Raw genomic sequence first — 21,652 nt, forward strand, 5'->3', positions numbered from 1 at the left:
CACCACGCGCTTGACAGCGACGATTGCTTTCATGGAATTCTTTCTGGAGTAGGTGGAAAGCTCAGCGGGCGAGGCCCGCCAGGCGTTCGTGGATCAGGGCGTGGGCCTCGGCCATGGTCCGGTCGATCAGCTGCTGCACCGTCGGTACGTCGTGGATCAGGCCGGCGACCATGCCGCAGGACCAGGCGCCGGCATCCATCTCGCCGCTTTGCATGATGCGCGGGTAGACGCCAGCCACCTCGGGCAGGATGTCTTCGAAGGTGATGGCGGCGCCCAGCTCGCGTTCTTTTTGCAGCAGCCGCTCCACGGCCGCGTTGCTCAGCACCCGCTCGGTGTTGCGCAGCGGGCGCATGACCATGCGCGTATCGAGCTCGCTGGCCGCGACTATGGCGCGCTTGACGTTCTCGTGCACCGGCGCCTCTTGCGTGGCGATGAAGCGCGTGCCCATGTTCATGCCCTCGGCGCCCAGCGCCAGCGCGGCCACGAGCGAGCGGCCGTCGGCCATGCCGCCCGATGCAACGAAGGGGATGGTCAGTTCTTCGGCGGCCCGCGGCAGCAGGATGAAGTTGGGCACATCGTCCTCGCCCGGGTGGCCGCCGCACTCAAAGCCGTCCACGCTGATCGCATCGCAGCCGATGGCCTGGGCGGCGCACCGAGGTGCACTTGTGGATGACCTTGATGCCGGCCTCCTTGAGCGCCGGCAGCCATTTCTGCGGGTTGTTGCCTGCGGTCTCAACCACTTTCACGCCGCCGTCAATGATGGCCTTCACATAGCCCGGGTAGTCGGGCGGGTTGACCGAGGGCAGAAAGGTGAGGTTCACGCCGAAAGGCTTGGCGGTCATTTCGCGGCAGCGCGCGATCTCGCGGGCCAGCAGCTCGGGTGTGCGCTGTGTCAGCCCCGTGATCATGCCCAGCCCGCCCGCATTGGAGACCGCCGACGCCAGCTCGGCCAGGCCCACATGGTGCATGCCGCCCTGGATGATCGGGTGCTGTATGCCGAAAAGTTCGGTGATGCGTGTCTTCATGGCCGTGTCACTCCGAGGCGATGGACTTGTCGCGGATCAGCTGGCCCCACTTGGCATAGTCCTGCTGCAGGTGCTGGCCCATCTGCGCGGGGTCCTGGAAGCGGGCAATGGCTCCCGCGTGCAGCAGCTTCTCCTGGGTTTCCTTCTCGGCCAGGATCTGCCGGACCTCGCCGGCGATGCGATCCACCACGGCCTTGGGCGTGCCCGCAGGCGCCAGCAGCCCGCCCCAGGACACCGCGTCATAGCCCTTGAAGCCCTGCTCGGCGATGGTCGGCACGTCGGGCAGCATGGCCACGCGCTGGGGCGACCCCACGGCGATGGCGCGCAGCTTGCCGGCCTTGATGTGGGGCAGGGCGGCTACCAGGTCGGCATACATCACCGGCACCTGGCCGCCGATGGTGTCGGTGATGGCCGGCACGCCGCCCTTGTAGGGCACGTGCTGCATGTCGAAGCCGCCCATCTGCTTGAGCAGCTCCATGCTCAGGTGGCCGAAGCTGCCCGCGCCGGAGCTGGTGTAGTTGAGCGGGTTCTTCTGCGCCTTGGCGTTGGCGATGAGCTTGCGCAGGTCGGTCACGTCCGGCAGCTGCGTGGGGTTGACCACCACGACGATGGGCAGGTCGTACACTGTGGCCACGGGGGCGAAATCCTTCACCGTGTCGTAGCCCGCCTTCTTGTACAGGTGGGGCGCCAGCAGGGTGGGGGTGGCCAGCATCATCAGCGTGTAGCCATCGGGTTCGGCCTTCATCACCTGCAGCGCAGCGATCGAGCCTGAGGCCCCGGGGCGGTTTTCCACCACCACGGCCTGCTTGAGGCGCTCGGCCAGCTTCTGCCCGACGATGCGAGAGGCCGTGTCGGTGGGGCCGCCCGCGGGGAAGGGCACGATCAGCTTGATGAGGCTGGCGGGCCAGGCGTCCTTGGTGCTCTGGGCCAGGCTGGTGCCCAGCAGGCCCGCGCTGCCCAGTGCGGCCAGGCCCTGCAAAGCGGTGCGGCGATTCAAATGCGTTGTCATGGTCTTGTCTCGGTGTTGTGGATGTCGGTGGGTGGAAACTGGCGCGCCCCAGGCCAGCGCCCCCGTGCAAGGGCCGCCCCGCCGCACTGGGGGCGTCCCCCTCCCGTATTGCGCAGCAATACGAGAGAGGGGGAAGGCGCGAAGCGACTCAGGGGGTGTTCATCTCAGGCTTCGGGCAAGGTCAGCACGCCGCGCTGCTGCAACTGCTGCAATTGCTCGTCGTTCAGGGCAAGCAGCCGGTGCAGCACCTCGCGCGTGCCTTCGCCCAGCGTGGGCGGGGCATTGCGCAAGGGCAGGCGCTGCCCGTCCAGGCGGTAGGGCGGTGCGAACACCGGCGTCGTGCCCGTCACGGGGTGGGGCATGTCGTGCACCAGGCCGCTCGCGCGCGTGCGCTCGCTGGTCAAGGCCTCGTGCAGGCCTGCAACCCTGCCGCAAGGGATGCCGGCCACCGTCATGCGCTCGATCAGCACGTCGCGCTTGAACGAGTGGATCATGGCGTTGAGCAGCGGCACCAGTGCGGGGCGGTTCTTGGCGCGCTCCACATTGGTGGCAAAGCGCGGGTCTTCGACGATGTCCGGCCGCCCGATGACCTGGCGGCAGAACTTGTCGAACTGCGCGTTGTTGCCCACCGCGATGATCAGCGGGCCGTCCGCCGCCTCGAACATGCCGTAGGGCACGATGGAAGGGTGTGCGTTGCCGTAGCGCGCGGGGTCCCGGCCCAACTGCAGTGCATCGAGCCCGTAGTAGCCCGTGACCATGATGCCGCAGTCGTACAGCGCCATCTCGATGAGCCGGCCCTTGCCCGTGCGCTCGCGGCGGAACAGGGCGGCCAGCACGGCCTGGGCCGCATGCATGCCGGTCACCAGGTCCACCACCGCCACGCCGAACTTCAGGGGCGGCTGCTCGGCTTCGCCGTTCAGCGCCATGAGGCCGGCCTCGCCCTGGATCACCAGGTCGTAGCCGGGGCGTTTGGCCTCGGGGCCGCTCGCGTCGTAGCCGGCCACGGCGCAGTAGATGAGGTCGGGCCGGATGGTCTTGAGCTGTTCGTAGCCCAGGCCCAGCTTCTCGGCGCCGCCGGTCTTGAAGTTGTGGATCACCACGTCACACTGCGGCAGCAGGTCGTGCACGATCTGCAGGCCCTCCGGGCTTTGCAGGTCCAGCGTGATCGACCGCTTGTTGCGGTTCATGCTGTTGTAGTAGGTGGTCTCGGTCTTGCCGATGCGCATGCCCCAGTCGCGCGTGTCGTCGCCGCGGCCCGGGTGCTCGACCTTGATGACTTCTGCGCCGAAGTCGGCCAGCACCTGGCCGCACAGCGGCCCGGCAAAGACGCGCGACAGGTCCAGCACGCGCACCCCTTCGAGGGGCAGGTCGATTTCCTGGGACGGTTGTTGGTTGGTCATGGTTCAGTCTCCTTGGGTGTCCCGGAAAAATTCTGGCCCGGTATCAGCCCAGCGCCATGTAGCGCGCCAGGTGGTGGTCTTCATCGCCCAGCTGGTGGTCGATCATCACCAGCCGCTTGGCATAGTGCGACAGAGGCAGCTCCCAGGTCATGCCGATGCCGCCGTGCATCTGGATGCTCTCTTCGGACACCAGGGTGCCGATGCGGCCGATAGTGAACTTGGCGGCCGACAGCGCCCGCTCACGCGCCACCCGCTCGGCGTCCATGGCCGCAGCGGCGTTGATCACGGCCGAGCGTGCCTGTTCGACCTCCAGCAGCAGGTCGGCCATGCGGTGCTGCAGTGCCTGGAAGCTGCCGATCGGCACGCCGAACTGCTTGCGCGTCTGCAGGTATTCGAGCGTGTCCTTCTTGGCCACTTCCATGGCGCCCAGCGCTTCGGCGCACAGTGCCATGACGCCCCAGCCCACGGCCAGCTCCAGCGTGGCAAAGCCCTGGCCCTCGGCGCCCAGCAGGGCGTCGGCGCCCAATTGCACCTGCTCGAACGTGATGTCGGCCGCGCCCCCGCCGTCGATGCGGCCGTAGCCGCGGCGCACCACGCCGGGTACATCGGCGGGCACGAGGAACAGCGAAATGCCGTCCTCGCTGTCCACCGCGCCCGCAGTGCGGGCCGATACCAGCAGCAGCTGCGCCTCTCCACCCTGCAGCACCACGGCCTTGGCGCCCGAGAGTGCCCAGCCCTGGGCGTTGCGCACGGCCTGCGTGGCGACGCGCTCCAGTTCGTAGTGGCTGCCGGGCTCATCGTGCGCCAGCGCGGCCACGGTGCTGCCGTCGATCAGGCTGGCAATGCGCTCCTTCTGTGCTGCCGTACCGGCCGCCGCCAGGGCGCGCCCGACCAGCAGGGCGCCCAGGAAGGGCTCCACCACCAAGCCACGGCCCAGGGCCTCGAAGACCACGGCGATATCGAAGCCAGCACCGCCAAAGCCCCCATCGGCCTCGGGGAAGAGGGCGCCGATGGCGCCCAGCTCGGCAAACTGGCCCCAGAGGGCCGGCGACATGCCGGTGCTGCCATAGGCAATGGCGTTGCGGGTCTCCATGGGGCACTGCCCGGCCACGAAGCGGCCCAGCGTGTCCGCCAGCATGCGGCGGTCTTCGGTGTGTTCAAAGTTCATCGCATCAGCCTCACAGGCCCAGGATCATCTTGGAGATGATGTTCTTCTGGATTTCATTGGAGCCGCCGAAGATCGACAGCTTGCGGTAGTTGAAGTAGTTCGCCGCCACCGTGGCCGCCTCGGCGGGGCCTGCGGATGCGTCGGCCATGTCCTGGTACTGCGCTTCCTCGATGTAGGGCAGGGCATGGGGGCCCATGGCGCGGCGGATCAGCGACAGGATCTCCTGGCGGATCTCGGTGCCGCGGATCTTGAGCATGGAGCTCTCGGCCCCCGGCACGCCGCCGCCGGCTACGGCGGCGATCACGCGCAGGTTGGTGGTCTTCATGTTCTCAAGGTCGATCTCGACTTTGGCCATGCGGGTGGCGAACTGTGGGTCCTGGGCCAGCGGGCGGCCATTGCGCTGCACCTTGGCGGCAATGACCTTGAGCTTTTCGAGTGCAGCGACCGAGAAGCCCACGCCGGCGATGCCGGTGCGCTCATAGGTGAGCAGGTACTTGGCATAGGTCCAGCCCTTGTTCTCCTCACCCACCAGATTCTCGGCGGGCACGCGCACATCGGTGAAGAACACCTCGTTGACCTCGCTGTCGCCGTCGAGTGTGCGGATGGGGCGCACCTCCACGCCCGGGGTGTCCATGTCCACCAGCAGAAAGCTGATGGCTGCCTGGGCCTTGGCCTCGCGGTCGGTGCGCACCAGGCAGAAGATCATGTTGGCATGCTGGCCCTGGGTCGTCCAGGTCTTCTGGCCGTTGACGATGTAGTGCTCGCCATCACCATCCGATCCGCGCACGGCCGTGGTCTTGACCGAGGCCAGGTCCGAGCCCGCGCCGGGCTCCGAATAACCCTGGCACCACCAGTCGGCGCCGTTCAGGATGCGCGGCAGCCAGTACTGCTTTTGTGCCTCGTTGCCGTACTTGATCAGCACCGGGCCCAGCATGTTGAGCCCGAACGGCACGATACGCGGCCCACCCGCGACAGCGCACTCGGTGTCGAAGATGAACTTCTGCACCGCGCCCCAGCCGGGGCCGCCGTACTGCGCGGGCCAGTGGTTGGCCAGCCAGCCGCGCGCGTTGAGGATGGCGTGCCACTCCTCCTGGTCGGCCTTGGTCAGGCGCTGCCCGGCCTTGACCTTGTGCGCCAGGGCGGCGGGCAGCTGGTCTTTCAGAAAGGCCTGCACTTCTGCGCGGAAGGCCTGCTCTTCAGGGGTGAATTGGAGATCCATGTCGTGCCTTGCTTCAGAATATTTCAAACAGGCCTGCGGCGCCCATGCCACCGGCGATGCACATGGTCACCACGCCCCATTTGGCCTTGCGGCGCCTGCCTTCGAGCAGGATGTGGCCGGCCAGCCGCGCGCCCGTCATGCCGAAAGGGTGGCCGATAGAGATGGCGCCGCCGTTGACGTTCAGCCGCTCCATGGGAATGCCCAGCCGGCGCTGGCAATACAGCGCCTGCGAGGCGAAGGCCTCGTTGAGCTCCCACAGGCCGATGTCCTCGACCGTGAGACCATGGCGCGCCAGCAGCTTGGGCACCGCGAACACCGGGCCGATCCCCATTTCGTCGGGTTCGCACCCGGCCACGGCCATGCCGCGAAACGCGCCCAACGGCTGCAGGCCCAAACGCTCCGCTTCCTTGGCCTCCATCAGCACGCAGGCCGACGAACCGTCCGAGAGCTGCGAGGCATTGCCGGCCGTGACGAACTGGCCGGGGCCCTTGACGGGTTCGAGCGCCAGCAGGCCTTCAAGCGTGGTGCCGGGGCGGTTGCAGGTGTCGCGCGTGGCCACCACCTCGCGGTACGTGACTTCACCGGTGTCCTTGTTCTTTTCGGCCATGCGCGTGGCGCAGGGGATGATTTCACCGTCGAACAGGCCAGCCGCCTGCGCCGCCGCCGTGCGCTGCTGGCTTTGCAGCGAGAAGGCGTCCTGGTCCTCGCGCGAGATACCGTAGCGCTGGGCCACCACGTCGGCGGTGTCGATCATGGCCATGTACAGGGCCGGCTTGTGCTCCACCAGCCAGGGGTCCATGTCGGTGGGCAGGTTGTTGCCCGGGCGCATGCCCGAGATGGTTTCCACCCCGCCGGCAAGCATCGCCGGCACGCCTTCGGCCACGATGCGGCCCGCAGCAATGGCGATGGACTGCAGGCCCGAGGCGCAAAAGCGCGTGACCGTGGTGCCCGCCACCGACAGCGGCAGCCCGGCGCGCAGCACGGTCTGGCGGCCCAGGTTGCGGCCCTGGAAGCCATCGGGGTTGCCGCAGCCCAGGATGAAGTCCTCGAACATGGCGGGGTCCACGCCCGCGCGCTCGACGGCCGCCGTGAGGGAGAACGCGGCCAGCTGGGCGGCCGGCGTGGCATTGAATTCGCCGCGGTGCGACTTGGCCAGCGGGGTGCGGGCGGTGGATACGATGACGGCTTCGCGCATGGGGTATGTCTCCTGTCTCTGTTAATTTGGTGGTGACTTCGAGCGGCTGACAAAACTCAGCGTAGCGGTTCTGGCTAGGCGCTGGGCCGCAGGCAGTACGTTAGTACGACAAGGCACAGCAACGACGCCAGAAGAGTTTTGTTAGCAGCTCTCAGGCGGGTTGGTTCAGACTGTCGAAATTGCGGCCCTCGGCCACGAGCTGTTCGAGCAGGGCAGCAGGCTTCCAGAACAAGGGGTCGTCCTGGGCGAATTCGCGGATGTCGGCGAGCACTTTGTCCAGGCCCTGCATGTCCGCCCACTTCATGGGGCCGCCACGAAAGCGCGGAAAACCGTAGCCGGACAGAAAGGTCACGTCCACATCCAGCGGGCGCAGGGCGATGCCCTCGGCCACCACCTTGGCGCCTTCGTTGACCATGGCGGCCATGTAGCGGCGCATGATCTCGTCGGCGCTGAACGGGCGCGGCACCACGCCCTTCCTGGCGCGCTCGGCATCGACAATGGCCTGCACCTCGGGATCGGGCTGGCCGACACGGGCACCCTCGGGGTAGAGGTAGAAGCCCCGGCCGGTCTTCTGGCCAAACCAGCCGCGCTCGCAGATGCGGTCGGCAATCTCCACGTAGCGCGCCTTCGGGTCGCGCGTGGCGGCGCGGCGCTTGCGCGTGGCCCAGCCAATGTCGCCACCGGCCAGGTCGGTCACCTGGAAGGGGCCCATGGGGTAGCCGAAGCCGCGCACGGCCGCGTCGATCTCGTACGGGCTGGCACCGTCTTCCATGAGGTAGTCGGCCGCCTGCTTGTACACGGCCAGGATGCGGTTGCCGATGAAGCCGTCGCACACGCCGGCACGCACCGGCACTTTTTTGAGCCGCTTGGCCAGCTCGAAAGCGGTGGCAACCACGTCGGCGCTGACCCGGGCGGGCACCACGATCTCCAGCAGCTTCATGATGTTGGCGGGGCTGAAGAAGTGCAGGCCGATCACGTCCTGGGGGCGGGCGGTGGCCGCCGCAATGGCGTCGATGTCGAGGTAGGAGGTGTTGGTGGCCAGCACGGCGCCGGGCTTGCACCCGCGGTCGAGCTCCCGGAACACGGCCTTCTTGACCTCGATGTCCTCGAACACGGCCTCGATCACCAGGTCCGCGCTGCCGATGTCCTCGTAGCGGGTGCTGCCGGTGTAGCGCGCCATGGTGGCGGCCTTGGCCTCGGGGGCCATGCGGCCCTTGGCGACCAGGGCGTCGTAGACCTTTTCCACATGGGCTCGGCCGCGCGCGATCGATTCCGCGTCACGCTCGATCATGGTCACGGGCAGGCCGGCGTCCAGCGCCGAGACGGTGATGCCGGCGCCCATGGTGCCCCCGCCGATCACGGCAATGGAGGTGATGGGGCGCGGCACCGCGGCCTTGGCCTCGGGCACCTTGGCGACCTCGCGCTCGGCAAAGAAGGCGTGGATCAGGCCGGCGCGCTGCGGGCTTTCCAGGCAGGCGAGGAACTGGGCGCGCTCGAACTGCATGCCTTGGTCAAAAGGCAGGTCCAGCGCGGCCTGCACGCAGTCGATGATCTTCAGCGGCGAGAACAGGCCGCGAGCGGCCTTGGCGGTGTCTGCCCGAAGCACATCGAGTTCTGCCTGGGCGGCGGCCTTGTCGGCCAGGCGCCCGGCCTGGGCGCTGGTGGGGCGCACCGGTGCCTGGCGTGCCAGCAGCTCGCGCACATAGGCCAGCCCGGCGGCGACGGGATCATCGCCCTCGACCACCACGTCCACCAGGCCTGCGGCCAGGGCCGCCTGGGCATTGAGGTGCTTGCCGCTGAGCATGAGCTCGGTCGCCGCCTTCACCCCCATGAGGCGGGGCGCCCGCTGCGTGCCGCCGGAGCCGGGCAGCAGCCCCAGCAACACCTCGGGCAGGCCCAGTTGGGCGCTGGGCAGCGCCAGGCGGTAGTGGGCCGACAGGGCCACTTCCAGCCCCCCGCCCAGTGCCGCACCATGGATGGCGGCCACCACCGGCTTGCTGCAGGATTCGATGCGCTGGCAGACCTCGGGCAGGGCAGGCGCCACGGGCGGCTTGCCGAACTCGCGGATGTCGGCCCCGGCAATGAAGGCCCGGCCGTCGCCCACGATCAGCACCGCCTTGACATGTGCATCGGCCTCGGCCTGGGCGATCGCCGCCATCAGCCCCTGGCGCACCGCAGCGCCCAGGGCGTTGACGGGTGGGTTGTGGATGCTGACGAGCTGCACGCCGTCCTGCAGGGTTGAACGAACGACGGAAGCCGGGGATTGAAGGATCACGCGCATGTCTCCATTGGGGGCTTGAACAGCAAACCGGGATTCTTGCGGTGACAATGATTTATAACAATCCCCGCTGGAATTGACAGACTGTCAAAACATTTAAGACAATCGGTGCATGGATTCACACTCTCTGGCCTTGCTGGTCGAAATCATTGACTGCGGCAACCTGAGCCAGGCCGCGCGCAAGCTCAAGGTGTCCCGCGCCAATGTCAGCTACCACCTGACCCAGCTCGAAAAGTCGGTAGGGGTGCAACTGGTGCGGCGCACCACCCGCCGTGTGGAGCCCACCGAAGTGGGGATGCGCCTGTACGAGCACGGCCGCAGCATCCAGAACGAGATGCTGGCTGCGCGCGAGACCATTGCCACCCTGGGGCAGGGCCTGCAGGGGCGCGTGGGCATCAGCGTGCCCAGCGGCTACGGGCAGATCGTGATGAGCGACTGGCTGATCGAGTTCAAGCGCCTGTACCCGGGCATCGTGCTGGACGTGCTGTTCGAGAACCGCGCCGACAACTTGCGCGACGAGGTGGACATCGCCATCCGCGTGATCCAGGAGCCGCCGCTGTCCCTGGTGGCACGCAGCCTGGGCACCGTGCGCTACATCGCCTGCGCCTCGCGCGCCTTTGCCCAGGAGCACGGCCTGCCCCAGACACTGCTGGAGCTGCGCAGCGCGCCGCTCATCACCGCTGGCGTGACGGGCCGCCAACTGCGCCTGAGTGCCTACCAGGGCGAAGAGCGCCAGGAGCTGTTGCTGGAGCCCACGCTGATCTCGGAGCATTTTCCGTTTCTGCGCCAGGGCATTCTGGCGGGCCTGGGCGTGGGCCTGGTGCCCGACTACGTGGTGAAGGACGCCATCGAGTCCGGCGAGGTGCTGAGCACGCTGGACGACTACCGCCTGAGCATCTTCGGCACCCGCATGCACCTCTTGTACATGCCCAACCGCCACCAGACACGGGCCGTGCGCCTGTGCATCGAATTTTTGCTCGACAAGGCGCGTGCCGCGCAAGGGGAAGAGGGGGAGGGCGCATGAATACCACCAGGGCAACGCCGTTTTCGGGCTTCGATCTGCCCGGCTTCTGGGAAGACAGCGACTATGCGCGCAAGGAGTATGTGGAGCCACCGCCCACGCCAGAGACCATTGCCGCCGTAGAGGCGCAATTGGGCTACCGGCTCCCGGCCAGCTACATCGCACTCATGCAGTCGCAGAACGGCGGCATTCCCGCCCGTGGGTGCTTTCCCACTCAAACGCCAACCTCCTGGGCCGAGGACCATGTGGCGATCAGCGCCTTCAAGGGCATTGGCTTCGCACAGCAGTGGAGCCTGTGCGGCGGCCTGGGCAGCCGCTTCAAGATCGAAGAGTGGGACTACCCGGACATCGGCGTGTATTTCGGCGACTGCCCCTCGGCCGGCCACGACATGATCGCGCTCGACTACCGGGCTTGCGGGCCGTCCGGCGAGCCCGCCGTGGTGCATGTCGACCAGGAAAGCGACTACTGCATCACGCCGCTCGCACCGGATTTCGAAACCTTCGTGCGCGGCCTCGTGCATGAGTCCGAGTACGAGGACGACCCCGAGGAGGTGAAGAACGACGCGCTGGCGCATGTCCGCAGCGCGCCTTTCCACACGCGGCTGCAAAAGCTCTGCGACCAGTGGCCCGACCCGCGCATGCCCGCGGCCATCCGCCGCCTGGCCGAGGCCGTCGTGGAGGACAAGGGCTATTTCGCGCTGCATGCGGACGCGAACTCGCACCTGCTGTATGCCGCGCAGTTCCTGCTGCTCAGCCATGGCCGGCCGGTGCGGTCGATGGAAGGGTTCATGCAGTCCTACCCAGGTGTCATCGCGATGGTGGGCGGCGCGCATTTTGGTACCGGTGGCTGGGCACCGGGCTTCGTGGAGGACTGGTTCCAGGCGCGCGTGGGCACCGGCGAGCTGGTGCAGACCGAGGGGCAGTGGCACTTCAGTGCGGATTTCCGGGCTGCGCTGCTGCGGCAACTCGTCGATGGCCGCCAGGAGACCGCATGATGGGCCCCACGCGCACCACCCTGGCATTCTCCGCAATGCTGGCCTGCGTCTCCTTCCATTCTTGCGCCCAGGCCGAGCCAGTTGCCACCGTCCACGTCGCGGCCTGCGGGCTTGAATTCGATCTGCCGACCGGCTACAGGATCACCCGGCCCAAGCGCTTCGCAGATGAGCGCGATGGCCGCGCCTGTGCGTTCTACATCGCCAAGATCCGGCCCGAACCTGCGCCGCGCGGCGAATGCAAGGGCAAGGAGGAGGGCGGCCAGCCACCCTACAAGGTGTGCGACTGGATGGTCGATACCGGACCCGCGTCGCCAAGCGTGCAGGTGGCGCGCACACGGCCTGGGGGCACTGCGCTGCTGGACTCGTTCACGCTTGCAGAGGATGGCCGCTGGATGGTGCCGAATGCACAGGCCGGCGACCAGCCCGCGACAGCCGCCGACTTTTGCGGCAAGCCCGCGTGGAAGGGCGAAACCGTCGTGCGCATGTTCTGGGGGCGAACACGCACCAAGAACTACACCGAAATCTATGCCGGCTCGGGTGGTTCCGATGTCACGCTGGTGCCGCTCGCACCCGATCTCTTCGTGCAATTGCAAGACCCGCCCATCGACGACACGGGCGAGTTCTCGGCCTTCTGCGCCAGCCTGCGCCTGGGCGCACGCGCGCAGGATCTTCCGTAGCGCTGGTCGTCGCCCGCATCAAGCCTGGGGGTCTTCTTCTTCCAGCAGCCTCGCCGCCTGGCTGGCGTCCGAAACCCGGAAATACCCCAGCAGGCTTGCCACGCTCCGGTGGCCCGTCATGGCCATCGTGTCGGCCATGGGGACTTTCTGGGTGGCGGCCTCGGTCACGAACCCGGATCGAAGCGAGTGCGCTGAAAACACATCGGGCAGCCCGGCCGCCCGGGAACGCTCCTGAACGATGTCGCGCACGGCGGCGGCCGACAGCGCCTCACCGAGCCTGCCGCCTTTTCGCACGCGCCTGAAAATGGCCCCCTCGGTGATGCCCGTGGCCGCCAACCATGCCTGCAAAGCCTCGCCCGCCATCCCCTGGATGGGTTTGTGGTTCTCCGGCCGGTCTGAACCGGTCTGGTTGGTCTTGGAGTGGGCGAGGGTGTAGACGAACGCGGCAGGCCCGCTTTGCCGCAGGTGCCTGATTTGCGCCGACGCGACCTCCGAGCGCCGCCGACCACCGCTGGCAAAGGCAAACAGCAGCAGGGCGCGATCGCGCAGCCCTTTGAGGGTGGTGGCATCGCAGGTAGCCAGGATCGCCATCAGCGGATCCTTGGTCAGTGCATTCTTTTTCTGGGGCAAGGCCCCCCGCTTGGCATAGGCGCGGCGGGTCTTCGACAGCAGTTCACGCACCTGGGCGTCCTGGCAGGGGTTCTTCATGTCCCGCACCTGGTGGGCCTTGGACAGCACCGACACACGGTGGACCAGGGTGCTGAGCGCCATGGGCCCCAACTTGCCTTTGAAACCTGCTTTGACGAGCATCGCGTCGATGGCCTGCGGCAGCTCGTGGGCCAGCCCCTCGGCAGTCGTCCGTTGGGCATGGTCAACAATGAACTGAAGCACCGCGCTCGGCGGCAGCGGAAGCGTGATCGGCAGGCCATAGCGCACGTTGAACCAGGCGGCCCAGTAGCGCAGGGCAGATCGGTAGCTGGCCAGGGTGTTCGCAGACTCCCCCTCGCGCATCAGCTGATCGACGGCAAGCGCGGTCATATCCGAGAGCACGCCGGGCTCGAGCGCGGCATGCGTTTTGAGGGCTGGCAAGCGCATTCACGATCTTTCAGACCAAATTTTGCATTTATCGTACATATGATGTATTGTTTACTATGAATATGGCAATTTACCCACGATAACCATCTATTATCGTGGGTAATTTCAAGAAGTGGAGTCGGGCGATGCAAGCGAAAAGTGTGAGGGGCCCGCGCGGCGTTCAGATGGAAGAGGTGTGGGCCGCTGCGGACGCCGTGCTCGCCCTGGGGGAGCGCCCGACCATCGAGCGGGTGCGCCTGCAACTGGGCCGGGGCTCGCCGAATACGGTGGGCCCCATGATCGATGGGTGGTTTGGCTCGCTGGCCGGACGGCTGCAGGCGCCAGTTGACCCCGCTGACTCGGCCAACGGGCCGACAGATGCCGAGACCCCGCTGCCGGGGCCCGTCATCCGGGCGGCAAAGACCTTGTGGGGAAGGGCGCTGCAGCAGGCCGACGAAAGGGCGGCCGAGCAGTTTGCACAGGCCCGCACCGCGCTGGAGGCCGAGGCTGAATCACTGCGCCATGCGCAGGAGGCGTTGGCCCGGGAACAGCAACGCCTGGACGACCGCAATGAGGCCTATGCCGTGGCCATGCAGGCCCGGGATGCCCAGATCGCCGAGCTGGCGCGCCAGGCCCAGGAGCTGCAGCAGCAACTGCAGACCAGCCAACAGCTACTGGAAGCCACGCGTTCCGAGGGCGCGCAACTGCGGCAGGAGGCGGATGCACAGCGGCGGCGCCACGAGGCCAAGGAGGCAGAACACCAGGCCGAGCGCTCGCGGCTCGAAGAGCGTGCCCAGGCCCAGGAGCGCAGGCTCAATGCCGAGGTCGACCGGGCCCGCCAGGAGTCCAAGCGGCTGGCGCTGCAGCTGGAGGCCGACGGCAAGAAGGCCGCCAAGGCCCTGGCCGATGCCATGGACCGAGCCCGCGAGCTCGACACCCATGTGGGCGCCCTTCAGATCGATAAAGCGGGCCTGTCCCAGGAACTGCAATCCGCCCGCGACGAGGTGAAGGGTTTGCAGGCGAAATTCGATGAACGCAGCAACGACGTGTTCGCACTGCTCAACGAACTGCGGGACCGGTTGCCGACGGGTGCCGCCGTGGGGACTGCGCCACCACCAACTCGGGCCAGAAGGAAAAGAAGTTAGGACGGCCCTACACCCAGCGAGCCCTTGGGCACCAGCTCAAATTCGCGCGAGCAGCTCCGCCTTCTTGGCTGCGAATTCCGCCTCGGTGAGGATGCCTTTGTCCTTGAGCGCTGAAAGCTGCGCGATGGATTCGAAGATGGAAGCCTGCGCGCCATGGGACGCGCCGCCTGCGCGGGGCGCCTCACTGGACGCAGCCATCGGAGCCTGCGCCAGACCAACCTTGCGGGCCAAGGGCAGGGCCGAGAGGTTCACGGTTCCGTGCTGGCTGGTAAAGGTCAGCGCAGAGTTGCCACCATGCTGCTGGCCGAAGCCGCTGATCCGATGGTCCAGCGTGTCATACAGCGACACGTCGCCGCCGGCATCCACCGCAAGGCGGCGTTGGTCAGCGAAGTATGCGTAGCGGGTGCTGTTCTGAGAGCCACTGCTGCTCGGCGTCCCCAATTCTGCCGGATACCACTGGGCCCGCGGATCGGAAACGAAAAACGCAGATGAATGGACGAACGCGGCCGCACCGTCACCCTGGGATTGCGCCTGAAAACTGCCCGTTTGCACGAGCCCAGGGGCCGTGGCGATGGCACTGGCCAGTTCGTTGGCCAACCCATCCACGCGTGCCTTCAATTCGTTGTTGAACATGTCGCCGAGCATGACCATGCCACCGCGCGCCCACTGGCCGCTGCCGCCGAACTCGGGATGCGAAAACTGCGCCATGGCGCCGTTGCCTCGCAGCAGGGCCATCAGCAACTGCGTGACTGCCTCGGGGCTGAAACCCGTGCGCGAAGCCAGCCTGGAGACAAGTTGCTGACCTGGTTCGGTGAGTTCTGGTGCCATACGGTTCTCAATGAGGATTGAACTTCCAACCTCAGCCAGTATAGAAGGGGCGAGTGGTGCAGGTTGTTTTCCCGCCCTTGGCAAGGTGCCGATGCAGCCACCGTGTTTGGCCCGTATTTTATTTAACATAATATACATCGTATCTAGTTAGGTATCGTCAGGGCCACCGTCGCCACGACCCCGACACCCGCGCCCAGCTTGCCCAGTCCTTCCGGTCCATGTACCGCAACCTGGGCCTGGATCTGGCCGGCTGCGCGAAGCTTCTTCACGTCACCGAGCGCACTTTGCATAACTGGGCGTCGGGCAAGCACGACATCCCCTATGCCACCTATCGGCTGCTGCGGCTGCTCAACCGGATGGAGCTGCCTGGGCCTGGCTGGGCTGGCTGGTGCTTTCATGGCGGCAAGCTCTGGTCGCCTGAAGGACGGTCTTTTGTGGGCACGGACAGCAATTGGTGGTCCTTGTTGATCCGCCGGGCCGACATGGCTGCAGTGCTTCAACACGATTTGCACCTGGCTTTGGGGCGTGCTGCGGGTGCTGAGCGAGCACCGCAGGCGCGCAGCGATGCACCCGCTGCTGGCACCTCCGCAGGGATGAGGTCGCCTGTAACACCTCATCCTAGTCTCACCACTGAGAAAAACTGCTTAATTGTTGCGCAGCAGACGGACATGCCTGTAACACGTCCGTCTAGTCCTAAAACTAGCACACCGGCAAGCCCTGTGGAACGGAAAAACCGCTCTTCAAACGACGCCCGATGGGAGGCCGCATGACCGCCTGGAACAGTCCCAAGCACGCTGAACATCAGAAGGCCCACAGCGAGCGCAAGCGCTCCGGGCTGCAGGCCGTTGCACCTGCCTGGCAGGGTCTGGGCACCGCCAAGGTCCAGGACGCAGCCAAAACAGCCTTCAAGGCAGTCACCTGGCATCACCGAGCCTGCGGCTCGGTTGATGCCCAGACGTTCCGTCTGGACCTGGCCAGGGCCTTTGCGGCCCTGGTTGAGCGCCAGGCCGGCAACCTCGATGCGGCCGCCTGGCTGGATTCCTGGTCGGCCGACATGCCGGCGAGCTGGACGGCCCAGTACCCCGTTTATGCAAACCCCGATCAGCAGATGAGGGCGCAAAGCGCATAGCAGGCATGACCACCAATTGGCACCTCTTGCCCATCTGTGGCCCCCCTGCTCTGCCTTGAAATAAATCGGGGTGCTTCGCTGCGCGAACAGCTGGCACCCCTTACCAAAACCAGTTAACCAGGAACTGAAATGGCTAGTGATAAGTTTAGTCTGAAAGCGCTCCAGCGAGCCACCGTGAGAGGCGGCACGCCCCGGGGTATGGGGCAGCGCCCCATGTCCACCCGTCCACCTGGTAGCGTGCCCCGTGCTTCATCCAGCAAAGCGGCGATGGTTCGACCTGGTCGAATGCCGCGTGGTGCAGCATTTACCAATGACGTGCTGTCACCGCGTCATGGTAAACATGTCTTTGGAGCCTTTGATTATGTGAGCAAGTCACCATCGCTCCATTTTTTAAAGTACGATGAAGATTATTCCGCCATGGAGGCGAGATAATGACTTATACATCGTATCTAGTCACAGATGCTGCGCCCCACAACCCATTCCTACCAGCGTCCTGCTTCTGCTTTGGGCTGCTGCGCCCTTACGCTGGCTCACTTCAGCCCCAGGCCCGCGCCGTCCAGACTGCGCTGGGCCAGGTTCATCTGCTCCAGCGGCGCCGGGCGGCCAAACCAGTAGCCCTGGGCGCTGGCGCAGCCCAGCTGCAGCAGGCGCCGGGCCTGGGCCTCGGTCTCGACTCCCTCGGCCACGACCGTCACGCCGAATCCCTTGGCCATGTGCAGTACGGCCGTGACGATGGCGGCATTCTGGGACGACTCGACCAGGTCGCGCACGAAGGTCTGGTCGATTTTCAGGCAATCGAACGGCAAGCGGCTCAGGTACGCCAGCGATGAGTAGCCGGTGCCAAAGTCGTCGATGGCGATCTTCAGCCCCAGGGCACGCAGGCGCGAGAGCTGCTGGTGGGTCACGGCGTCGCCTTCGATCAGCACGGATTCGGTGAGCTCCAGCGTCAGGTGCCGTGCTGGCAGGCCACTGGCCTCCAGGGTGCGCTGCACCTGCTCGACGAAATCCGACTGGATCAGCTGGCGGGCCGAGACATTGACATGCAGACCGAAGTCTTCGGGCAGTTGCGGCAATTGCTGCGCAATGTCCCGGGTGGCGCGCAGCATGACCCAGTCGCCCAGCGCCAGTATCAGATCGCTTTCCTCGGCCATGGTGATGAACACGCCGGGCGGCACCATGCCGCGCGTGGGGCTGCGCCAGCGCAGCAAGGCCTCGGCACCGGTGACGCGGCCCGTGGCGAGGTCGATCACGGGCTGGTAGTGCACGAGGAACTGGTCCTTGTCCAGCGCCTGCCGCAGTTCGGACGCCAGCCGGGTGCGCTCCATCGCCTGGTCTGCCATGCCGGGTTCGAACACCATCCACTGGCTCTGGCCATGGCGCTTGGCCTCACCCAGGGCGATGCTGCCGTTGCGCAGCCATTCCGGCAGTCCTTCGCCACGCAGGTGCCCCGCCACCAGCCCCACCGATGCGTACACCATGACCTCGTCGGCCCCGGCCGAGAACGGTGTGGCAAACAGGCCCAGCACGGCCTTGCCGAACCGCTCTGCGGTCTGGTCCCCCTCCTCCTCCACCAGGCTCAGAAGGGCGAACTCGTCCCCGCCCACGCGGGCCAGCAGCACCGGCGCGGGAAAATGCCCCCGCAGCCGGTTGGCGACTGCCTGCAGCAGCCGGTCACCCGTGCCGTAGCCCACGCTATCGTTGATGGCGCGGAAGGCGTTCAGCCCCACGAGGCTGAGCACGGCGCGTTTGGGTTCCGTCCACTGGACCTGTTCCAGCAAGCCCCGGCGCGTGAGCAACAGCGTGAGGCTGTCGTGGGTGAGCAGTTCCTGCATCTGCTGGAACGAGCGCTGCAGCCGGTGGGCCATCTCATTGAAGGCGAGCACGAGGACCGTGGTCTCCCGCAGGGGACTGCTGGCAGCGATGTCCGTGTCCCAGTCGCCACGCGCGATCCGGTTGGCGGCCTCGGCCGTCCTGAGAATGGGCCGCGCCGCCCACTGGATCACCCACAGGCCAAGCAGCAGGCCAATGATGGCAATGGCGCCAGCGGCCAGCAGCGCCCCCTGGCCTGCACTGCGCGAATCTCCGAGCAGCTCGGACTCGGGCAGCAGCACCACGATGCGCCAGTCGATGCCACGGGGGTCCGCATAGGAAGTGACGCGCCCGAAATAGCGTGCGTCCAGGTGCTCGAAGTGAAAGCTTGCGCCGTCCGCCGCCGGCACCTCGCGCAAATAGCCCTCGGCCGTGCGGATCTGGGCACTCGTGCTTTCCGAGATGCGCAGGCGCTCGCGCTGGCCTGCGGCATTGCGGCGGTCGCTGAGCACGGAACCCGGTTCCGAATGGGCCACGATCAGGCCCTGCGCATCGACGATGAAAATCTGCCCCTGCCCGCGCAACGGCTCCTCGCGCAGAAAGCGGTTCAGACTGTCCAGCCGCACATCGGCCTCCATGACGCCCAGCAGGCTACCATCGGCCACCACCGGCGTCGCGGCCGAGATGGTGATGTCGCCCCGTTCGCCCGCCGTGGTGTAGATGGGCGACCAGCGCGACTGGCCCGACCCCGCCACCGGTGCATACCAGGGCCGCACACGCGGGTCGTAGTTGGGAAAGGCCGCCGCCACCTTGCGCAGCGTATCGTCCTCGTACACATTCATCATGCCGTTCGTCGTGGCATCCTTGAGGATCAGGCGAAACCCCTCACCGGGCTCCCGGCGGATGCCGGTGTACTCCCCCGCCCTGCTCCCGAAGCTCAGCAGGCTGATCTGCTGCTGCCCGGCATACAGGTCGGAGAAGACGCCCCGCAGATGGGTGTACACGGGGCGCAGATTCCCCTCCTGGTACAGGCCATGGCGGCTGATGGCGTCGGCTACCGTGTTCTGGATCAGGAACGGGGTTTCCAGAAACTCCGCCAGGCGCGCGCGAGAGTTGGTGGTGAGGGCTGCCAGCACGCGCACACTCTCCTGGTCGATCAGCTGGCTGATCTGCCGGTGCTGCGTGACCGCCTGCAGGACGACCGTGGCCGCGAACAGTGCCGCAAAAGGCACCGCAATGGCAGTCCGCAGAGACAACTGGAAGGCACGCATCCTCAATGGCTCCGGTTACGTTGCAGCCGCATGCAACACGCGTGCCTGCGATCCTGGTGCCATGGTGTAGCAGCCTTTCACAAGAGATTTTTCATCACGGCACGGGCGGGTGAGAAGCAACGCCCTGGTGCCCTTCGAGCACCTGCGCCAGGGGCACAGGGTAGCCGACAGCGTAACCCTGCGCATAGTGCACGCCAATGTCCTTCAGTATGGCCACCAGGGCCTGGCTTTCGACAAACTCGGCCACGGTGCGCTTGCCCATCAGGCAGCCGATCTCGTGGATCGATTTGACCATGGCCAGGCTCACCGGGTCGCGGTCGATGTCCCTGACGAACTGGCCGTCGATCTTGAGCACATCCACCGGCAGGTTGCGCAGGTAGGCAAACGAGGACAGGCCGCTGCCAAAATCATCGAGCGAGATCTTGCAGCCGCGCCCGCGCAGGGTCTCGATGAAGTGGCTGGCCGTCTGCAGATTGCTGATGGCCGCCGTCTCGGTGATCTCAAAGCACAGCTTGGAGCACGGCACCTCGGGGTTCCCCAGCGCCTGCAGCACAAAGGCCGTGAAGGCCGCATCCCCCAGCGACTGGCCCGACAGGTTGATCGAGCACTGTCCGATGCGGCTTTGCTGCGCGACCACCCAGCGCAGCGCATGGGTGACGACCCAGCGGTCCACCCGGGCGGCCAGGTGGTAGCGCTCGGCGGCCGGCATGAACAGGCCCGGCAGCACCAGCTCGCCCTGCTCGCTGCGGATGCGCAGCAGGATTTCGCAGTGCAATCCCTGTGAATTACCGCTCTGCAGCGGCACGATGGGCTGCGCAAACAGCTCGAAATGGTCGTGCAGCAGGGCATGCTCGATGCGGCTCACCCACTCCATGACGCCATAGCGCTGCGCCAGCGCCGGGTCATCGATGGCGTACACGTGGATGCGGCTGCGCCCTGCGTCCTTGGCCACGTAGCAGGCGCTGTCTGCGGCCTGCAGCAGGGCACCCACGCTTTCGGTCTGCGCGTCCAGCGCCACCATGCCGATGCTGACGCCGACGCCAAAGCGCTGCTCCAGCCACACGAAGTGGTAGCCGGCCAGGCGCTGCTGCAGCCGCTCGGCCACCTGCAGCGCGGCGGCCACGCTGTGGCCGGCCAGCAGGATGCCGAATTCATCCCCGCCGATGCGGCACAGCAGGTCGTCCTCGGCCAGCAGGCCGGCAAACAGCTGGGCGATCTCGCGCAGCATGGCATCGCCTGCCGCGTGGCCACAGGTGTCGTTCACGACCTTGAACTCGTCCAGATCCAGGTAGCACACCACATGCTGCAGCGCATGGCCGCGCGTGCGCTCCACAGCAAGGGCCAGGGCCTGCTCGAACGCGCGCCGGTTGCCCAGCCCCGTGAGCTCGTCGTGGGTCGCCTGGTAGGCCATCTCGCGGCTCAGGCGGCGCTGCTCGGTCACATCGCGGAACACCAGCACCGCGCCCTGCACTTCGCCATCCGCATCCTTGATGGGCGACACCGTCGCCTCCACCAGCACCCGGCCACCGTGCAGGGTCTGCAAATGCAGTTCCGGATGGCGCTGGGCCTGCGCTGTCGCAATGGTGCTGGCCACCATGTCGGGCGCCGGCTGCGTCGATCCATCCGCAGCGAGCAGACGGAACACCTCGCCGTAGGGCTTGCCCACGGCGGCGGTCAGGCTCCAGCCCGTCAACACCTCTGCCGCCGGGTTGATATAGAGCAGGTGCCCCTGAGCATTGGTCGAGATCACCGCATCGCCAATCGAGTGCAGCGTGACCTGCAGGCGCTCCTTCTCATGGTAGAGCGCGTCTTCGGCCTCCTTGCGCGCCTGCATGAAGCGCACGCGGTCCATGGCCACCGCCACATGGGCCGCCATGGCCTGCATGAAGTCGATGTGCCAGGGCAAGGGCGGGCGCACGCCTTCCGCATCGCCATAGGTGCCCATGCCCACGGCACCCAGCCGCTGCTCCGCCATGATCAGCGGCACATTGATGATGGTGCGGTTGTCCAGCGCCGCCACGATCTCCTTGTTGGTGCGCGGGTCGGTGCGTGCGTCGACCACCACCACCACATGGTCCGCAGCAATGATCTCCTGGACCATGCTGTCGCCTGCGATGGGTATCTCCGTGGTGTCGATGGCCCGGGCGAGGGCCGGGTCGTTGATCTGGCTCGAATGCAGCAGGATCGATACGAACCCCGGCTTCAGCCCGTACACGCCCAGCCAGCAATGGGGGTAGCCCAGCACCTGCTCCGCCACCGGATACACCGCATCCAGGATATCGGGCAGGCTCCACGCCCGCTCCAGGCGCTTGCACAGCTGCAGCAAGGCCTTGGTGTGCGAAGGCGCTTCGGTCGTGGTGGCCGTCAGGTCGCTCATGAACGCAGTGTATCCAACGGTTTCAACAAAAC

The 21,652-nt window shown here is 66.6% G+C and carries 16 protein-coding genes and 1 pseudogene; 6 read left to right on the forward strand and 11 right to left on the reverse strand.

The window, feature by feature from the left end:
* Positions 1-61: 61 nt before the first annotated feature.
* The 7 genes and pseudogenes from ASE28_RS16340 to ASE28_RS16370 all read right to left on the reverse strand — a co-directional run bounded on the left by ASE28_RS16340 (position 62) and on the right by ASE28_RS16370 (position 9,291).
* Positions 62-1,025, reverse strand: a pseudogene (locus ASE28_RS16340) (NAD(P)H-dependent flavin oxidoreductase).
* Positions 1,026-1,032: 7 nt separating this feature from the next.
* Positions 1,033-2,034 (reverse strand): tripartite tricarboxylate transporter substrate binding protein, encoded by a 1,002-nt coding sequence (locus ASE28_RS16345; protein WP_057267541.1) that lies wholly within the window; start codon positions 2,032-2,034, stop codon positions 1,033-1,035.
* 164 nt (positions 2,035-2,198) lie between these two features.
* A complete protein-coding gene (locus ASE28_RS16350; RefSeq protein ID WP_057202977.1) occupies positions 2,199-3,434 on the reverse strand; it encodes a CaiB/BaiF CoA-transferase family protein in 1,236 nt (411 codons plus the stop codon).
* Between the two features lie 43 nt (positions 3,435-3,477).
* Positions 3,478-4,602, reverse strand: a complete 1,125-nt coding sequence (locus tag ASE28_RS16355) for an acyl-CoA dehydrogenase family protein (protein ID WP_057267542.1) — start codon at positions 4,600-4,602, stop codon at positions 3,478-3,480.
* Positions 4,603-4,612: 10 nt separating this feature from the next.
* A complete protein-coding gene (locus ASE28_RS16360; RefSeq protein WP_057267543.1) occupies positions 4,613-5,821 on the reverse strand; it encodes an acyl-CoA dehydrogenase family protein in 1,209 nt (402 codons plus the stop codon).
* A 13-nt stretch (positions 5,822-5,834) separates the two neighbouring features.
* Positions 5,835-7,016 (reverse strand): acetyl-CoA C-acyltransferase, encoded by a 1,182-nt coding sequence (locus ASE28_RS16365; protein WP_057267544.1) that lies wholly within the window; start codon positions 7,014-7,016, stop codon positions 5,835-5,837.
* Between the two features lie 151 nt (positions 7,017-7,167).
* Positions 7,168-9,291, reverse strand: a complete 2,124-nt coding sequence (locus tag ASE28_RS16370) for a 3-hydroxyacyl-CoA dehydrogenase NAD-binding domain-containing protein (RefSeq protein WP_200963956.1) — start codon at positions 9,289-9,291, stop codon at positions 7,168-7,170.
* Between the two features lie 115 nt (positions 9,292-9,406).
* Between ASE28_RS16370 and ASE28_RS16375 the strand changes: the two genes are divergently transcribed.
* The 3 genes from ASE28_RS16375 to ASE28_RS16385 are packed head-to-tail and all read left to right on the forward strand — an operon-like array spanning position 9,407 to position 11,987.
* Positions 9,407-10,318 carry a LysR family transcriptional regulator gene (locus ASE28_RS16375; RefSeq protein WP_057267546.1) on the forward strand — a complete coding sequence of 304 codons (912 nt, stop codon included), beginning with the start codon at positions 9,407-9,409 and terminating at the stop codon, positions 10,316-10,318.
* A complete protein-coding gene (locus ASE28_RS16380) occupies positions 10,315-11,310 on the forward strand; it encodes an SMI1/KNR4 family protein (protein WP_057267547.1) in 996 nt (331 codons plus the stop codon). The genes ASE28_RS16375 and ASE28_RS16380 overlap by 4 nt, the downstream gene beginning before the upstream one ends.
* On the forward strand, positions 11,307-11,987 hold the full coding sequence (locus tag ASE28_RS16385) for a hypothetical protein (RefSeq protein ID WP_157422002.1): 681 nt from the start codon (positions 11,307-11,309) through the stop codon (positions 11,985-11,987). Before ASE28_RS16380 ends, ASE28_RS16385 begins: the two co-directional genes overlap by 4 nt.
* Before the next feature lie 18 nt (positions 11,988-12,005).
* Here ASE28_RS16385 and ASE28_RS16390 read toward each other — a convergent pair whose 3' ends face one another.
* On the reverse strand, positions 12,006-13,082 hold the full coding sequence (locus ASE28_RS16390) for a site-specific integrase (protein WP_057267549.1): 1,077 nt from the start codon (positions 13,080-13,082) through the stop codon (positions 12,006-12,008).
* A 125-nt stretch (positions 13,083-13,207) separates the two neighbouring features.
* On the opposite strand from ASE28_RS16390, the gene ASE28_RS16395 reads away from it, so the two are divergent.
* The gene (locus ASE28_RS16395; RefSeq protein ID WP_057267550.1) at positions 13,208-14,206 is read left to right on the forward strand and encodes a DNA-binding protein; all 999 of its coding nucleotides are present in this window, start codon (positions 13,208-13,210) and stop codon (positions 14,204-14,206) included.
* A gap of 36 nt (positions 14,207-14,242) precedes the next feature.
* Here the strand turns inward: ASE28_RS16395 and ASE28_RS16400 are convergent, their stop codons facing one another.
* Entirely contained in the window at positions 14,243-15,034 is a 792-nt protein-coding gene (locus tag ASE28_RS16400; RefSeq protein ID WP_057267551.1) for an SHOCT domain-containing protein, read from the reverse strand.
* A gap of 218 nt (positions 15,035-15,252) precedes the next feature.
* Between ASE28_RS16400 and ASE28_RS32085 the strand changes: the two genes are divergently transcribed.
* Complete coding sequence (locus tag ASE28_RS32085; RefSeq protein ID WP_157422003.1) at positions 15,253-15,804, forward strand: VC1465 family Xer recombination activation factor; 552 nt, start codon at positions 15,253-15,255, stop codon at positions 15,802-15,804.
* On the forward strand, positions 15,801-16,163 hold the full coding sequence (locus ASE28_RS16405) for a hypothetical protein (RefSeq protein WP_057267552.1): 363 nt from the start codon (positions 15,801-15,803) through the stop codon (positions 16,161-16,163). Before ASE28_RS32085 ends, ASE28_RS16405 begins: the two co-directional genes overlap by 4 nt.
* Before the next feature lie 530 nt (positions 16,164-16,693).
* On the opposite strand, the gene ASE28_RS16410 is transcribed toward ASE28_RS16405, so the two are convergent.
* Both ASE28_RS16410 and ASE28_RS16415 read right to left on the reverse strand, forming a co-directional pair.
* On the reverse strand, positions 16,694-19,204 hold the full coding sequence (locus ASE28_RS16410; protein WP_369818201.1) for an EAL domain-containing protein: 2,511 nt from the start codon (positions 19,202-19,204) through the stop codon (positions 16,694-16,696).
* A 133-nt stretch (positions 19,205-19,337) separates the two neighbouring features.
* On the reverse strand, positions 19,338-21,620 hold the full coding sequence (locus ASE28_RS16415) for an EAL domain-containing protein (RefSeq protein ID WP_082608102.1): 2,283 nt from the start codon (positions 21,618-21,620) through the stop codon (positions 19,338-19,340).
* Positions 21,621-21,652: the final 32 nt, after the last annotated feature.

Origin of the sequence: Acidovorax sp. Root219 (assembly GCF_001428665.1) — a bacterium.
Lineage (GTDB): Bacteria > Pseudomonadota > Gammaproteobacteria > Burkholderiales > Burkholderiaceae_C > Acidovorax.

Bases quoted from the DNA above. Each gene is read 5' to 3' on its own strand.
- ASE28_RS16345 (WP_057267541.1), bottom strand. From the start codon at position 2,034: ATGACAACGCATTTGAATCGCCGCACCGCTTTGCAGGGCCTGGCCGCA.
- ASE28_RS16350 (WP_057202977.1), bottom strand. From the start codon at position 3,434: ATGACCAACCAACAACCGTCCCAGGAAATCGACCTGCCCCTCGAAGGG.
- ASE28_RS16355 (WP_057267542.1), bottom strand. From the start codon at position 4,602: ATGAACTTTGAACACACCGAAGACCGCCGCATGCTGGCGGACACGCTG.
- ASE28_RS16360 (WP_057267543.1), bottom strand. From the start codon at position 5,821: ATGGATCTCCAATTCACCCCTGAAGAGCAGGCCTTCCGCGCAGAAGTG.
- ASE28_RS16365 (WP_057267544.1), bottom strand. From the start codon at position 7,016: ATGCGCGAAGCCGTCATCGTATCCACCGCCCGCACCCCGCTGGCCAAG.
- ASE28_RS16375 (WP_057267546.1), top strand. From the start codon at position 9,407: ATGGATTCACACTCTCTGGCCTTGCTGGTCGAAATCATTGACTGCGGC.
- ASE28_RS16380 (WP_057267547.1), top strand. From the start codon at position 10,315: ATGAATACCACCAGGGCAACGCCGTTTTCGGGCTTCGATCTGCCCGGC.
- ASE28_RS16385 (WP_157422002.1), top strand. From the start codon at position 11,307: ATGATGGGCCCCACGCGCACCACCCTGGCATTCTCCGCAATGCTGGCC.
- ASE28_RS16390 (WP_057267549.1), bottom strand. From the start codon at position 13,082: ATGCGCTTGCCAGCCCTCAAAACGCATGCCGCGCTCGAGCCCGGCGTG.
- ASE28_RS16395 (WP_057267550.1), top strand. From the start codon at position 13,208: ATGCAAGCGAAAAGTGTGAGGGGCCCGCGCGGCGTTCAGATGGAAGAG.
- ASE28_RS16400 (WP_057267551.1), bottom strand. From the start codon at position 15,034: ATGGCACCAGAACTCACCGAACCAGGTCAGCAACTTGTCTCCAGGCTG.
- ASE28_RS32085 (WP_157422003.1), top strand. From the start codon at position 15,253: ATGTACCGCAACCTGGGCCTGGATCTGGCCGGCTGCGCGAAGCTTCTT.
- ASE28_RS16405 (WP_057267552.1), top strand. From the start codon at position 15,801: ATGACCGCCTGGAACAGTCCCAAGCACGCTGAACATCAGAAGGCCCAC.
- ASE28_RS16415 (WP_082608102.1), bottom strand. From the start codon at position 21,620: ATGAGCGACCTGACGGCCACCACGACCGAAGCGCCTTCGCACACCAAG.